The organism is Pseudomonas sp. E45-MNA-CIBAN-0222, from assembly GCF_040310405.1.
GTDB lineage: Bacteria > Pseudomonadota > Gammaproteobacteria > Pseudomonadales > Pseudomonadaceae > Stutzerimonas > Stutzerimonas stutzeri_AC.
On the sequence record NZ_JBEOPU010000001.1, the window covers coordinates 1 to 14,653 of the forward strand.

Annotated in this window: 15 protein-coding genes; 8 read left to right on the forward strand and 7 right to left on the reverse strand. The window is 60.2% G+C overall.

The window, feature by feature from the left end:
* Positions 1-101: 101 nt before the first annotated feature.
* The 7 genes from dnaX to AAEZ08_RS00035 all read left to right on the forward strand — a co-directional run bounded on the left by dnaX (position 102) and on the right by AAEZ08_RS00035 (position 6,679).
* Positions 102-2,111 carry a DNA polymerase III subunit gamma/tau gene (dnaX, locus tag AAEZ08_RS00005; protein ID WP_500123487.1) on the forward strand — a complete coding sequence of 670 codons (2,010 nt, stop codon included), beginning with the start codon at positions 102-104 and terminating at the stop codon, positions 2,109-2,111.
* Between the two features lie 19 nt (positions 2,112-2,130).
* Positions 2,131-2,457: a YbaB/EbfC family nucleoid-associated protein gene (locus AAEZ08_RS00010; RefSeq protein WP_003285344.1), complete on the forward strand. Its 327-nt coding sequence runs from the start codon at positions 2,131-2,133 to the stop codon at positions 2,455-2,457.
* A gap of 156 nt (positions 2,458-2,613) precedes the next feature.
* Positions 2,614-3,213: a recombination mediator RecR gene (gene recR, locus AAEZ08_RS00015; protein WP_500123488.1), complete on the forward strand. Its 600-nt coding sequence runs from the start codon at positions 2,614-2,616 to the stop codon at positions 3,211-3,213.
* Positions 3,214-3,358: 145 nt separating this feature from the next.
* Entirely contained in the window at positions 3,359-4,348 is a 990-nt protein-coding gene (locus AAEZ08_RS00020; protein WP_427701798.1) for an ABC transporter substrate-binding protein, read from the forward strand.
* A gap of 102 nt (positions 4,349-4,450) precedes the next feature.
* A complete protein-coding gene (locus tag AAEZ08_RS00025) occupies positions 4,451-5,197 on the forward strand; it encodes an ABC transporter ATP-binding protein (protein ID WP_003285348.1) in 747 nt (248 codons plus the stop codon).
* Positions 5,194-5,967, forward strand: coding sequence for an ABC transporter permease (locus AAEZ08_RS00030; RefSeq protein ID WP_003285349.1), 774 nt, complete (start codon positions 5,194-5,196; stop codon positions 5,965-5,967). The genes AAEZ08_RS00025 and AAEZ08_RS00030 overlap by 4 nt, the downstream gene beginning before the upstream one ends.
* A 10-nt stretch (positions 5,968-5,977) precedes the next feature.
* Positions 5,978-6,679 carry a type 2 periplasmic-binding domain-containing protein gene (locus AAEZ08_RS00035; RefSeq protein WP_500123489.1) on the forward strand — a complete coding sequence of 234 codons (702 nt, stop codon included), beginning with the start codon at positions 5,978-5,980 and terminating at the stop codon, positions 6,677-6,679.
* A gap of 26 nt (positions 6,680-6,705) precedes the next feature.
* On the opposite strand, the gene AAEZ08_RS00040 is transcribed toward AAEZ08_RS00035, so the two are convergent.
* From AAEZ08_RS00040 to hemN, 4 genes are all read right to left on the reverse strand, one after another.
* Positions 6,706-7,320 carry an SCO family protein gene (locus tag AAEZ08_RS00040; RefSeq protein WP_500123490.1) on the reverse strand — a complete coding sequence of 205 codons (615 nt, stop codon included), beginning with the start codon at positions 7,318-7,320 and terminating at the stop codon, positions 6,706-6,708.
* Positions 7,321-7,357: 37 nt separating this feature from the next.
* Positions 7,358-7,906, reverse strand: coding sequence for an adenine phosphoribosyltransferase (locus AAEZ08_RS00045; RefSeq protein WP_003285352.1), 549 nt, complete (start codon positions 7,904-7,906; stop codon positions 7,358-7,360).
* A gap of 23 nt (positions 7,907-7,929) precedes the next feature.
* A complete protein-coding gene (gene fnr / locus AAEZ08_RS00050) occupies positions 7,930-8,664 on the reverse strand; it encodes a fumarate/nitrate reduction transcriptional regulator Fnr (RefSeq protein ID WP_003285353.1) in 735 nt (244 codons plus the stop codon).
* Between the two features lie 113 nt (positions 8,665-8,777).
* Positions 8,778-10,160, reverse strand: coding sequence for an oxygen-independent coproporphyrinogen III oxidase (gene hemN, locus AAEZ08_RS00055; protein WP_500123491.1), 1,383 nt, complete (start codon positions 10,158-10,160; stop codon positions 8,778-8,780).
* Between the two features lie 205 nt (positions 10,161-10,365).
* On the opposite strand from hemN, the gene nadE reads away from it, so the two are divergent.
* The gene (gene nadE, locus AAEZ08_RS00060) at positions 10,366-11,193 is read left to right on the forward strand and encodes an NAD(+) synthase (RefSeq protein WP_482693265.1); all 828 of its coding nucleotides are present in this window, start codon (positions 10,366-10,368) and stop codon (positions 11,191-11,193) included.
* A 14-nt stretch (positions 11,194-11,207) separates the two neighbouring features.
* On the opposite strand, the gene AAEZ08_RS00065 is transcribed toward nadE, so the two are convergent.
* The 3 genes from AAEZ08_RS00065 to AAEZ08_RS00075 form a co-directional block, all read right to left on the reverse strand.
* Complete coding sequence (locus AAEZ08_RS00065; protein WP_003285358.1) at positions 11,208-11,927, reverse strand: sulfite exporter TauE/SafE family protein; 720 nt, start codon at positions 11,925-11,927, stop codon at positions 11,208-11,210.
* A complete protein-coding gene (gene ccoS / locus AAEZ08_RS00070; RefSeq protein WP_003285359.1) occupies positions 11,920-12,132 on the reverse strand; it encodes a cbb3-type cytochrome oxidase assembly protein CcoS in 213 nt (70 codons plus the stop codon). Before ccoS ends, AAEZ08_RS00065 begins: the two co-directional genes overlap by 8 nt.
* 101 nt (positions 12,133-12,233) lie before the next feature.
* Complete coding sequence (locus AAEZ08_RS00075) at positions 12,234-14,648, reverse strand: heavy metal translocating P-type ATPase (RefSeq protein WP_181067262.1); 2,415 nt, start codon at positions 14,646-14,648, stop codon at positions 12,234-12,236.
* Between the last annotated feature and the right edge of the window lie 5 nt (positions 14,649-14,653).

The following is a 14,653-nucleotide window of genomic DNA, read 5'->3' on the forward strand; positions in this document are numbered from 1 at the left end:
TGAGCCGTATGCGGTGAAAGCCGCACGTACGGTTCTTAGGGGGGGACGGGCCAGTAATGGCTTGTCCCTACCCGACCTGCCTTGTCCCCCGCGATGGTGTTATGAGTTATCAGGTTCTTGCACGTAAATGGCGTCCGCGCTCGTTCCGCGAAATGGTCGGCCAGACCCATGTGCTCAAGGCCTTGATCAATGCGCTCGACAATCAGCGCCTGCACCATGCCTACCTGTTCACCGGCACGCGAGGCGTTGGCAAGACGACCATCGCGCGGATCATCGCCAAATGCCTGAACTGTGAAACCGGGGTCAGTTCGACGCCCTGTGGCGAGTGCTCGGTATGTCGCGAGATCGATGAGGGACGCTTCGTCGATCTGATTGAGGTCGATGCTGCGAGTCGCACCAAGGTCGAAGACACCCGCGAACTGCTCGACAACGTGCAATACGCGCCGAGTCGCGGGCGTTACAAGGTTTACCTGATCGACGAAGTGCACATGCTCTCGTCGCACTCATTCAATGCGCTGCTCAAGACCCTTGAGGAGCCGCCACCCCACGTCAAGTTCCTGCTGGCGACCACCGATCCGCAAAAGCTGCCGGTCACCATTCTTTCGCGCTGTCTGCAGTTCTCCCTGAAGAACATGCCGCCGGAGCGAGTGGTCGAGCACCTCACTCATGTGTTGGGCGTCGAGAACGTACCTTTTGAAGACGATGCGCTATGGCTGCTGGGTCGTGCCGCGGATGGCTCGATGCGCGATGCGATGAGCCTGACCGATCAGGCGATCGCTTTCGGTGAGGGCAAGGTGCTGGCCGCCGATGTACGCGCGATGCTCGGCACCCTCGATCACGGCCAGGTCTACGGCGTGTTGCAGGCATTGCTCGAAGGCGACGCTCGGGCGTTGCTCGAGGCGGTTCGTCACCTGGCCGAGCAGGGTCCGGACTGGGCTGGTGTACTCGCCGAAATCCTCAATGTGTTGCACCGCGTCGCCATTGCCCAAGCGCTGCCGGAGGCCGTGGACAATGGCCAGGGCGATCGCGATCGCGTGCTGGCTTTGGCCCAGGCGCTGCCAGCCGAAGACGTGCAGTTCTATTATCAGATGGGGCTGATCGGTCGGCGCGATCTGCCGCTGGCGCCAGACCCGCGCAGCGGCTTTGAAATGGTGCTGCTGCGGATGTTGGCGTTTCGTCCTGCGGGTAGTGATGATGCGCCGCGAACACCGCTAAAGACCCTGGGAATCAGCCCGGCCACAGCTGATTCCAAGCCCGCAGCGGTGGCCGATACGGCAGCAATTGTCGGGTCGTCTACTCCATCCGCAGAGGCTACGGTTGCAGCAACGGTACCGGAGCCTGTTGCCGCTGCGCCTGCCGTTTCCGCACCGGTGCAGTCGCCTGTCGCCGAGCCCTCAGCTGTGCCTTCCACTCAGGTGGTGGAAGAGCCAAACACCGCGCCTGTCATCGATGTGCCGTGGAACGAGCCTCCTGATGTGCCGCCGGTTGCGATCGAGGCTGGTGCCGTTCCGCCCGAGCCTTTGACGTCCGATGGCGTAGGCGATCATGTAGCCTCCGTGGTACAGGTCGAAGAGCCGGACGATGACGAGCCGCCTCTGACTGACGAGGACTACTTCGAGGCCGAGAATCAGGCCGAGGCCTATCTGGATGAGCTGAGCCAGGCGAGCGACGAGCCGGAGACGGCAGAGCCGCTGCCGGCGGTGGAACCGGCCACTGGACTCGCTGCGGAATGGCTTGAGCTTTATCTCAAACTCGGTTTGTCCGGTCTCACCGGCAGCATCGCCGCCAACTGTACCTTGATCGCTGTGGAGGGGGATCGTTGGTTGATGCATCTCGATCCGGCGCAGAGCGCGCTGTTCAACCCCACGCAACAGCGACGGCTGAACGACGCGCTGAACCAGTACCATGGACGCACATTGCAGCTGGATATCCTGTTGCAGAAGCCTGAGCAGGAAACACCAGCGCAGGCTGCACATCGCCGCCGGGCCGAGCGGCAGCGCGCAGCGGAACAATCGATTCATTCGGACCCTCTGGTCCAGCAACTCATGCAGCAGTTCGCTGCGGTGATCCGCGAAGGCACCATCGAACCCGTAGAACATTCAGAACCCTGATCGAATTGAGGTGATACCCATGATGAAAGGTGGCATGGCCGGCCTGATGAAGCAGGCGCAGCAGATGCAAGAAAAAATGCAGAAGATGCAGGAAGAGCTGGCGAATGCCGAGGTCACGGGCCAGTCCGGCGCTGGTCTAGTCAGCGTCGTGATGAACGGGCGCCATGACGTCAAGCGCGTCAGCCTTGACGACAGCCTCATGCAGGAAGACAAAGAGATCCTGGAAGACCTGATTGCCGCGGCGGTCAATGACGCGGTGCGCAAGATCGAGCAGAACAGCCAGGAAAAGATGTCTGGCATGACGGCTGGCATGCAGCTTCCCCCGGGCTTCAAGATGCCCTTCTAACTGGGTCATCCAGTCGACGTACATGCCGCGTCGTCCGAGGGCGCGGGCATCCTAAGAGCAGCAAGTTCCGGTGCCCACGCCTTCTCGCGCCTTGCCCTGCATGGCGTCTGAACGCGTCTGCTCGGTGCTACCTTTTTCTATAGCGACACATTACCTATGAGCTTCAGCCCCCTGATTCGCCAACTCATCGACGCGCTGCGCATTCTTCCCGGTGTCGGGCAGAAGACTGCGCAGCGCATGGCTTTACAAATGCTGGAGCGTGATCGGAGTGGCGGTTTGCGTCTGTCTCAGACGCTGGCAAAAGCGATGGAAGGGGTCGGCTACTGCCGTCAGTGCCGTACGTTGACTGAAGATGATCTGTGCCCGCAATGCGCCGATCCGCGGCGCGACGACTCGCTGTTATGCGTGGTGCAGAGCCCGGTGGACGTGTTCGCCGTCGAGCAGACCGGCTTTCGCGGGCGCTATTTTGTGCTCAAGGGCCATCTGTCGCCGCTCGATGGCCTAGGGCCCGAAGCCATTGGCATTCCGGAACTGCTTGTACGTGTTGCAGATGGGGCGTTCAGCGAGGTCATTCTTGCTACTAATCCAACAGTGGAAGGCGAAGCGACGGCACATTATATCGCCCAAATGTTGATTCCCAAGGGGTTGACCATCAGCCGAATCGCGCACGGCGTACCTCTTGGTGGTGAGCTGGATCTGGTCGATGGCGGCACTTTGGCTCATGCCCTGGCGGGGCGTAAGACGATCAGCCTATAACCCGAAGTAATGACGTTATGCCACCTCGGTAGTGCCGTTTGCTGTGTGATTCGGGTAAAGTTCTAAACCACAAAAGTTAGATAACCAAAAAGAATATAAATCTTCATTTTGGTTATATGCGCTGGCTATCCGAATCGAGGTCGAAATGAAAGCGAAGCATTGGCTGGTTCCAGCTCTTCTACTGCTGAGTGCGTTTGCCCAGGCACAGGAGAAGTTCAAGGTCGGCTACATCCGCGTTATGGATGATGCCCAGGCGATGGTTGCGCATGAAGCCGGGCTGTACAAGAAACATGGGCTCGATGTTGAGCTGATCGAATTCAGCTCCGGCACCGACTTGATCAAAGCCATTGTTGGCGGTCAGCTGGATACCGGCGTGCTTGGCTTCACCAATGCCGTCGCCTGGGCCTCCAAAGGGGCTGATCTGAAGGTTGTGGGCGGCGCGCAGCAGGGTTATCACTCGATCCTCGTGCGTGAAGAAACCGACATCAAAGATGTAGCCGGGCTCAAGGATCGTACGTTGGCTTCCCAGCGTGAAGGCAGCACTGCCGACGCGGTCCTGCGGGGTGTGACGTTGAAGAACGCCGGCCTGAAGCCGAGTGAAGTCAATATCATGGGTGTCAGCCCTGCCGTTGCGGTGCAGTCACTTGTATCTGGGCGTGTTGACGCGGCTTTCCTGTTCGAGCCGTATGACCGCATCGCGCAGCTGGTCGCGCCAGTTCGCCAGGTCTACGAGATCGGAGAAGTGTGGCCGTTCCCGTGCATGGTGGTCATCACATCCGGCGATACTTTGGCCAAGCGCAAGGATGCCGTCTGGAAATCCCTGGATGCCCAGCGCGATGCCATCGAAATGCTCGACAAGCAGCCAGCCGAAGCGGCCAAGCTGATCGCCGATTACTTCATCGCGGAGCCGACACTGAAGACGCTAAAGCGTGGCGAACTCGCCCGTGAAGTCGTTATTGAGGAGGCTATCGGCACCCAAACCTTCAGCGCCAAGCTTGGCGAGGACGATCTCGCGCGCATTCAGGAGCTCGCGGACATTCTGCAGGAGCTCGGCTCGCTGAAGACCCGCGATGGCAAGCCGTTCGACACCAGCGCCATCCTCGATCTGTCCTGGCAGGAAGCTCGCGAGCTCTGATCGCTTCCCGTTGGCTCGGTATCACATGCGCCCGGCTTCGCGTCGGGCCGTTTGTATCGCCCGCATTGCCGGGCAATTTCGTTTCTGGATTTGCGGATTTTTATGCAGCTCAGGTTTGAAGAAGTAGACAAGCGCTTCGGGCAGCTCGAAGTCATCAAGGGCTTTAGCGGCGAATTTGCCCAGGGTGAGCTGGTGGCTCTGGTCGGACCTTCCGGCTGCGGAAAGTCCACCCTTTTACATCTTGTGGCCGGGCTGGAAAAGCCTAGCGCGGGTCGCGTGCTTGCAGACGGAAAACCGATCACCGAACCAAGTCCACGACGCACATTGGTGTTTCAAGAGCACGCGTTGTATCCCTGGCTCAGCTTGCAAGGCAACGTAGCTATGGCGCTGGAGTTGCAGGGCGTGGCCAAGACCAGCGCATTCGAACAGGCGCAGGGCTGGCTCGAGCGGGTCGGGCTAAATGGCTTCGAACACTACTATCCGCATCAGGTATCTGGTGGAATGCGCCAGCGTACGGCTCTGGCCCGCGCCTTTATCGCCAAGCCCGAGGTGTTGTTGCTTGACGAGCCATTTGGTGCTCTCGATGCCTTGACCCGAATGGCGCTGCAGGATGTGCTGCGCGAGTTGATTGAGGAGCATCAGCCAACCGTGCTGCTGGTCACTCATGATGTTGATGAGGCGCTTTACCTCGCCGATCACGTGCTCGTATTCAGCGCGCGCCCGACGCGAGTGCTGAAAACCTTCAACTTCACTCATTGCGAGAAAAGCCACGACCTGTCCGACTTCGCTGCCGAACGCAAGGAAATTCTCAGCCTGCTAGGTATCAAGACGGAGGTAGCGCATCCATGAGTCAGGCACGTCGTCTTACCGGCCCGAAGAAGTACCTTGCCGTGGTTCTGGCAATCCTGTTCATCCTGTTGATCTGGCAAGCTGCGGCATGGAGCCTGCCGGCGTTTCTGATGCCGGGTATTCCAACCGTTTTCGAACGCCTATTCACAACCGTCCAGCAACCGGAGTTCCGCGAGGGGCTTTACGGCAGCATGAGTCGTCTCGGCAGTGGCTACAGCTTTGCGTTGCTGTTCGGTATCGGCTTCGGTCTGGTCGGTGGCGTGCTGTTCTTCTTTCGCGAAATCCTTCGCTCGGCCATCGTCATTCTCCAGTCGATCCCGTCGATCGCCTGGGTCCCGCTGTTCCTGATCGTGATGGGGTTCGGCAATCTGCCGATCATCGTTGTGGTTGCGCTAGCGGCCTTTTTCCCTATGGCGCTGTCGGTGATGAATGCCACCGAGAGTGTGCAACCGGTGCATGTAGCCGCCGCTCGGGTGATGGGCGCATCGCGCTGGCAGTTGCTGCGCCGTGTTTATCTACCAGCGGTCATGCCGGAACTGATCACGGGCGCTCAGTTGGCGTTCGGTAACGCCTGGCGCGCGCTCATCTCCGCCGAAATGCTGATCGGCTTCGGTCAGGGACTCGGTCGTTCGCTGGCGTATTCCGGTGAAATCGCCGATATGGTTGGGGTGATGATGAACATTCTGGTCATTGCCATTCTCGCCACGCTGATCGATCAGGTTGTGCTGGAGAAATTCAAGCAGCGTATGCTGCGTTACCAGTACGTCTGAGACTGCTCACATGCGTGCTCCGTTGCGTCGGGCCATAGGGTTTGCTCTGTTGATGCCTGTGGCATCGTTTGCAGCGCCGCTGCAGGTCCATTTGCCTGAGCACCGGGTGCTATCGAGCAGCGAAAAGGAGAGCTTCGAGCCGGCACTAATCGAACAGTTGGCGGAAACGCTGGGCCGGCCTGCGCTATTCGTCGCCCGTTCTAAGGATGCCGATCTGCGGTTGCTGCCAGACGACCAGCCAGGCGCTGCGGTTTACTATCGTGCTGCGCCTGCCGCGCTCAGCGCGACGGAAGGTGGGCTGGCCGCCTGGGCTGACCTTCGGGGGCAGACAGTTTGCATCGGTAGCGCGAGCCCATACGCAATACTGCTAAGCGAGCATTTTGCTGCCGTCCCTCGGGAGTACCCGAGCGCCGCGCATGCGCTGATCGGGCTCAAGCTCGGTGAGTGCGTCGCCGTCGTCGATGACGACGTGCTGCTTATGGAAATTGCCAGCCTGCCGGAGTGGCAGCGCTATAAGCATCTATTGCCGAGGCTTGCGGATTCTGAGCGGCAGATGAGCCTGAACTTCGATGACGAAGGCCTGCAGCAGCAGACCAACGATTTGCTGGCGCAGTGGTCGGCGGATGGGCGGTTGGAGGAGCTGACCCGGCACTGGATCGATGAGGTGGCGTTTCAGGCTTACGTGCTAGCCGATACATTGGATTGCCACTGATTGGCGTTGGCCCCGAGTGGTCCGTATCAACGTTCGTTGTCGAGTATCTGAGGCAATACCCGCTGCAGCCCGTCCAGTTTCAGCGGGGCGCGAATATGCCCGCGCAGGCTGCCATCCGGTCCCACCAAAGCCAAGTTTCCGCTGTGACTGACACTGTAGTCACCCTCCGTCTCGGTTGCCGGAACGAACGGCAGGCCGAGCGCCTTGGATAGCCTTTGCAGTTGCTCCATATCCCCGGTTAAACCGATGAAGCCCGCTCGGTAGTAGCTCAGGTAAGTCTTCAGTTGTTGCGGTGTATCGCGGGCAGGATCGGCAGTGATCAATACCAGCTGCAGCTGCTCACGTGTTTCAGCGGGCAATTGACCGAACAGCCGACGCATCTCGCTCAGGGTAGTCGGACAAATGTCGGGGCAAGCGGTGAAGCCGAAGAAGAGGATATGCCAGCGGCCCTTCAGTGTTTCTGTGCTGAAGGGCTGGTCGTTCTGATCGACGAGTTCCAGCTGTGGGATGGCGCGCTCGCGGGGCAGCAGCAGGACATTGGCCTGATCCAGCAGCGCATTGCGATCCAGTGCGAGCGAGGGGAGAGTGCAAGCCAGTGCCAGGATCAGCAGGCTGCGCCGAAGCGTGTTAAGCACGGGCATTCCCTCAGTTTGAATCGCGGCGCCCAGACGAATGCCGTCAGCGGTCGCTCAAGGCAAAGGCGGTGAGTGTGAAGGTGGGAATGCCGATGTCTTGCAACTTCTGCGACCCACCGAGCTCGGGCAAGTCGATGATTGCTGCGGCCTCATGGATGTTCGCACGCATGCGTCGCACTAGTTGCGCAGCGGCGAGCAGGGTGCCGCCGGTGGCTATAAGGTCATCGAACAGCAGCACCGAATCACCTTCGCAGAGGCTGTCGGCATGGATCTCCAGATGGGCTTCGCCGTACTCGGTGCTATAGGCCTGCGACAACACATCTGCGGGCAGCTTGCCCTGCTTGCGGAAGAGCACCAGCGGCTTGTTCAACTCGTAGGCGAGGATGGAGCCAACTAGAAAGCCACGCGCATCGAGCGCTCCGATGTGGGTGAAATCGGCCTCTACATAGCGTTGGATGAGGCTGTCGGCGACCATGCGCAGCGCCTTGGGCGACTGAAACAGCGGGGTGATGTCGCGAAACACCACTCCCGGACGGGGGAAATCCTGCACCGGTCGGATCAGGGTTTTGATGCTGAACTCGTCAAAGATCATCGAACTACTCCAAACACGGTCACTCAGGCGTCCATGGCGCCGCCTGCAAGGGCGCATAGTCCAATGGAATCTAGGATGCGTACTTCCTTGCCCTCGGCTTCAAGCAAGCCGTTCTGCTGAAAGCGGGTGAACACGCGGGAGACGGTTTCGACCGCTAGGCCCAGGTAATTACCAATCTCGTTGCGCGACATGGGCAGACGGAACTGGTTGGCCGAGAAGCCTCGCGCACTGAAACGCGCAGAAAGGTTGATCAGAAAGGTGGCAATACGCTCGTCAGCGGTCTTCTTGGACAGCAACAGCATCATTTGCTGATCGTCGCGGATTTCGCGGCTCATGATGCGCATCAGTTGGCGGCGCAGTTGTGGCAGCAGCACGCTCAGCTCGTCGAGACGCTCGAAGGGAATTTCGCAGACCGATGTGGTTTCCAGCGCCTGGGCCGTGACCGGATACATTTCGGTGTCCATGCCGGAAAGACCGACCAGCTCGCTGGGCAGGTGGAAGCCGGTGATCTGCTCTTCACCGCCATCGGTCACGCTGAATGTTCGAAGCGCACCGGAACGCACGGCGAAGACCGAGCTGAAGGTATCGCCCTGGCGGAATAGCGTCTCGCCCTTCTTTAGCGGCCGGCCGCGTTTGACGATATCGTCCAAAGCGTCCATGTCCTGCATGTTCAGCGACAGGGGCAGGCACAGCCCGGACAGGCTGCAATCCTTGCAATGTGCTTGCCGCTGCGCACGGACCTTGATCGATTCCGACATAGAGGACTTCCTGGAGACTTGAATATAGCGCGCAAGGTTAACTCAGGATGTGGACTATGGCCAATCGGCTCGAGGGTCGCAGGGGCAGCAATGCAGAGATTGTTAGAGAAATGCTAGATAACGTGGGAATAGCTCTGGCCTGCGCGTTCGGGAAGATAGTGATCGAACAGCATGCATATGGAGCGCACCAGTAGACGCCCCGCTGACTGGACGATTAAGTGAGAGTCGGTCAATTCGATAAGACCATCTGCAGCCATCTGCTCCAGAATCGACCAGCTTTCGGCGAAATAGTCCCTGAATTCGATGCGGAAATCGCTCTCGATCCGTTCAAAGCAGAGCTCGAAATCGCAGATGAGAGCCTGAATGATGGCGCGCCGGATACGGTCGTCTTGATTGCAGCGTAACCCTCTAGCCGTGGGCAGCTGGTTCTGGTCCAGCTGGCGCTGGTAATCGGTTATATCGATTTGACTCTGGCAGTAAAGATCACCGACTTGGCTGATGGCAGAAGTACCGAGGCCTATCAGATCGCAATGTCCATGTGTGGTGTAACCCTGGAAGTTTCGTTGCAGGCTGCCGTCTTCCTGGGCCATCGCGAGTTCGTCGTCCGGCAGTGCGAAATGGTCCATGCCGATATAGCGATAACCGGCATCGGTGAGCAGGTGAATGCTTTGTTCCAGCATGGCCAGCTTATCGGCAGGGGCAGGCAGGTCAGCTGCATTGCTACGCGCCTGCGGCGTGGGCTGACCCGGCAAATGGGCATAGTTGAAGAGCGAGAGGCGATCGGGCTGCAGCTCAATGACGGCTTCTACTGTTCGGGCGAAACGCGCGGGTGTCTGTAAAGGCAGGCCATAGATCAGGTTAACGTTCAGTGACCGGTATTGCAGTGTGCGTGCCGCTTCAATGATGGTGCGGGTCTGTTCCAAGGTCTGCATGCGATTGATTGCACGCTGGACGTCCGGGTCGAGGTCCTGTACGCCGATGCTGATACGGTTGAAACCCAGCTCGCGCAGTAGACCTATGGTCGGCCAATCCGCTTCCCGGGGGTCGACATCGATGCTGAAGTCGCCATGATCGTCGTCCTGCAGGTTGAAGTGCCTGCGCAGCTGGTTCATCAAGCGGCGCAGTTCGTCATGGCTGAGAAAGGTAGGCGTGCCGCCGCCGAAATGCAGCTGTTCGACTATCTGGTCTTGGCCCAGATGGCAGGCAATCAGTTCGATTTCCTTTTCCAGACGTTCCAGATAGGGCAGGGCGCGACCGCGATCCTTGGTGACCACTTTGTGGCGTCCGCAGCAATAGCAGGCGTTGGCGCAAAACGGTAGATGAACGTACAGGGAGAGCGGACGAGCAGCCAGGCGGCTGGCGCGTAATGCGTGCAGCAGGTCGAACGAACCGATCTTGTCGTTGAATTGGGCTGCAGTAGGGTACGACGTATAGCGCGGGCCAGCCTGATCGTAACGACGGATCAGGTCGGAGTCCCAGCGAATGGAGTCGAGCATGTGCGTTCCCAGTCATGGCAGCGGTCGCTGGATTCTAGGTGCAGGGCCGTGCTGCGGACTTGACCTGTATCAAACTTGGTCCGACGCTAGCCGTTGGGGCGGTTCGGCGGCTGAACCGCGGAGATTTTGCTCTTCAGGTGTGGTCCGACGAAGACGCTCATGTTTTTTGATTCAGCAGGGCCTCATATGGCCAGAGGAGAGTTTCATGCACCGTCGTCAGCAGGAAATCGCAACCGCGCTCAATGTCTGCGCCCCATTCACGGGGCCCGAGTCGGTTCAGGCCGAGATTGATCGCCGAGTGAGCTTCATCCAAACCTGTCTGCGCGAGTCGGGATTGAAGACGCTGGTGCTGGGGATCAGCGGTGGGGTCGATTCGACCACGGCAGGGCTTTTGGCTCAGCGTGCCGTCGCCGGGATGCGCGAAGCGGGCGGGGGGGACGACTATCGCTTCATCGCTGTGCGCCTGCCTTATCAGGTGCAACACGACGAGCACGAGGCGCAACTGGCAGTGGAGACGATCAAGCCAGACGAATGTCACACGGTGAACATCGGCACCGCGGTGCTTGGTTTGGCCGCTGCAACACAGGCACTCGATCCTTTGAGCGCTGAGCAGCGCGACTTCGTGCTGGGTAACACCAAGGCGCGGATGAGGATGGTGGCGCAATACACCATTGCCAACGCACGCCAGGGGCTCGTCATTGGCACCGATCATGCGGCAGAGGCGGTGATGGGGTTCTTCACCAAGTTCGGTGACGGTGCATGCGACCTGACGCCGCTGGCCGGTTTAGTAAAAGATCAGGTCCGCCAGATAGCGGCGGCATTGGGCGCCCCGGAGCAATTGGTGCACAAGGTGCCCACGGCTGATCTCGAAGAGCTTTCGCCTGGTAAGCCGGATGAGGCCGCCCATGGAGTCAGCTATCGCAATATTGACGATTTCTTGCAGGGTAAGCCGGTGCCGGACGAGGCGGCGCAGATAATCGTTGATACCTATGACAAGACCGCACACAAGCGTCAGCTGCCTAAGGAGCCGTAAGCGCTGGTTTGAGCTCAGTGATTATGCGAGTCGTGCTGGCTCGCCGCTGAGCCATGTCCCATGAGCCATTGCTGATGAGGGCCTGGCAGGGTCCAGATGCCGAAGAGGATCACCATGACTCCGCCGATGACCCGTACGCCGCGTTTGCGCAGCAAGGCTGTCAGGCGCTCGGCAGCGAGGCCGGTGGCCAGCAGGACCGGCCAAGTACCGATCCCGAACGCAAGCATCAGCAATGCGCTATCCAGTGCATCGCCTTGGCTGGCCGACCAGAGCAAGGTGCTATAGACAAGCCCGCATGGCAACCAGCCCCAGAGTGCGCCCAGGATCAACGCGCGTTGCAGACTGGTGACCGGCATCAGTCTGCTCGCAATGGGTTGGATTTGCCGCCAAAGCCCCCGTCCAAGGCCTTCTACGCGGGTCAGGCCGCTCCACCAGCCGGCCAAATACAGCCCCATGGTGATCAACAGGAGTCCGGCAAGGATCCGCATTGCCATCGCAGCAGGGCTGTTCGCCACTGCCCACCCGGCCAAGCCGATCAGGAAGCCAGCGGCTGCGTAGCTCAGCACCCGGCCCAGGTTATAGGCGATCAACAGGCGAAGGCGCTTGGCGCGCTGGTCTGGCGGGATTGCCATGGTCAATGCGCCCATCAAGCCGCCACACATGCCCAGGCAATGACCGCCACCGAGTAGGCCCAACACGAAGGCAGACACCAGGAGGGGCAACAGCTCAATCACCTTTGCGCTGCTCCTGCGGCTCTTCAATTTTCTCCGGTTGCTTGTCTTCTGCCGGGCGCTGCGGCTCGTCGTCGTCGAACAGGATGCTGTGTGCCGGGCCGTCCAGGTCATCGAATTGACCGCTATCCACTGCCCAGAAAAAAACCCATATAGCCAGGGCCACCAGCACTACAGCGACAGGAATCAGGATATACAGAGCGGCCATCAGGACCTCCAGGGTCTGAAGCAAGAAGCTTCAGCTGCCATTGTTTCGTGGCCATGCGCAAACGGAGCGGAGCCACAACGTGCGGCATTGCGGCGAAGCATTCAGTTGCGGCTGCTTGGTTGGCGGGTCAGTCGCAGCGCATTCAATACCACGAGCAGCGAGCTGATAGACATCCCGAGTGCGGCCCAAAGCGGCGTGACCCAACCAATCGCAGCAAAGGGAAGAATGAGGCCATTGTACAGGCTTGCCCAAGTCAGGTTTTCGATGATGATGCGCCGGCTGCGGCGTGCAACATCGAATGCCTGCGCAAGACTGGCCAGTCGATTGGACAGCAGCACTGCATCTGCACTGGTCTTGGCGAGATCCGTCGCAGAGCCCATCGCGACACTGATGTCGGCCACGGCAAGCACCGGAACGTCGTTGACGCCATCTCCAAGCATCAGAACGCGATGCCCCTGAGCCTGCAAGGCCTGCAGTCTGGATAGTTTAGCCGCAGGCGTCATACCGCCCTCAGCCTGATCGATGCCCAGTTCGTTGGCGATCTGGCTGACCATGGGTGAGCTATCGCCAGACAGTAGAAGTGTCTGCCAGCCGCGACGGCGACAGGCGTCGAGCAGGGCCGGGGCGTCGTCACGAAGACGGTCGTCCAGCACCAGCCAGGCCAGCGGGCCCTGTTCGTCACCCAGCAACAGCCACTGCCCCTGTTCGCCGGGAATGGTAGGGGCTGGTTGGGAGAAACCCTCCGCAACGAAATTGGGTTGGCCGATTCGCAGGTTGCGCCCGTCGACCCTGCCATGAAGCCCAAGGCCTGGAACGGTCTCGACCGATTCAGCAGCTTGTGGCGCCCGGCCGAAAGCACGCGCGATCGGGTGCTCGGAGCGGTTTTCGAGGGCTGCCGCCAGCGCCAGGCAGGTATCGGCATCGAGCGCGCCCAGCGGATGCACGGCGCTGAGCGTCAGTCGACCCTCGGTCAGGGTGCCGGTCTTGTCGAATACTACGGTGTCGATCTGATTGAGACCTTCCAGCACGTGTCCTCGGGTCAGCAACAGCCCGAGCTTGTGCAGCGTGCCTGTCGCTGTCGTGAGCGCGGTAGGGGTCGCCAAGGACAGGGCGCAGGGGCAGGTGGCGACCAGCAAGGCCAGGACGATCCAGAACGCGCGTTGCGGGTCGATCTGCCACCAGACCAGGCCAACGATAGCGGCCACCACCAGAACTATCAGCAAAAACCACTGCGCGACCCGGTCAGCCAGCTCGGCCAGCTTTGGTTTGTCCGCCTGCGCGCGCTCGAGCAGCCGGACGATGGCCGACAGACGAGTTTCGTCACCCAGGGCTTGCACTTCAAGCGTCAAGGGACCTTCCACGTTCAGTGTGCCGGCAGTGACGGCATCGCCGACGCCGCGAGGCAAAGGCATGTACTCCCCGGTAAGCACTGACTCGTCGACGCTGGATTGGCCGCTGATGATGACGCCATCTGCAGGAATCAATCCGCCGGGCTGGACAAGCACGCGGTCGGCTAGCTGCAGCTCGCTGAGCAGAATACGGTTGCTGTGGCCCTCTGCGTCGAGCTTCAGGCAGGAGGCGGGGAGCAGATTGACCAGTTGCGCTGTGGCAGCCGCAGTACGCTCTCGCGCCCTTCGTTCCAGATAACGACCGGCCAGCAGGAAAAGGGCGAACATGCCTACCGCATCGAAGTACAGCTCACCCTGACCGGTGATCGTAGACCAGATGCCGGCGACATAGGCACCACCAATCGCCAGCGACACCGACACGTCCATGGTCAGGTGGCGTGTGCGCAAATCGCGTAGCGCCCCTTTGAAGAAGTCCGTGCAGGAGTAGAAGACGATTGGCGTGGTCAGCAACAAGGCAGTCCAGCGCAGGGTAACGAAGAAGCTCTCCGACAAATCCAGGTTGAACTCGGGCCAAGTCGCCATGGTGGCCATCATCACCTGCATCCACAGGAGCCCGGCTACGCCTAGTTGGCGCAGCGAGCGCCGGTTCTCGCTGGCCAGGCGCTCGGCTGCCTGATCGGCTTGATAGGGGTGTGCTGCATAGCCAATCCGCCGCAGCTCAGCTAGCAGCTCGCTCAGCGGTAGCTGGGCGTCGCTCCAGCGCACATTCAGGCGGTGGTTGGATAGGTTCAGGCTGGCCTCGGCGACACCGCTGAGGTTGCGCAGATGACGTTCGATCAGCCAGCCACAGGCCGCGCAGCTGATGCCCTCGATCATCAGCGATGTGCTCGCCAGCTCCCCTTGATGCTGGACGAAGGGCTCCTGTACGTCCTTACGATCGTAAAGGGCCATCTCCTCGCCGAGCTCCTGGGGGAGCGCCTGAGGATTGATTGCCGTGTCGCTGCGGTGCAGGTAGTAACTTTCCAGCCCGCCGTTGACGATCGCCTCCGCGACCGCCTGGCAGCCCGGACAGCACAAAGCCCGCGCCTCACCCAGCACGCGGGCCTGAAAGGGGCTGCCGGCAGGTACCGGCAGGCCACAGTGGTAGCAGGGAAGGGGCTTTGCCATCAGGG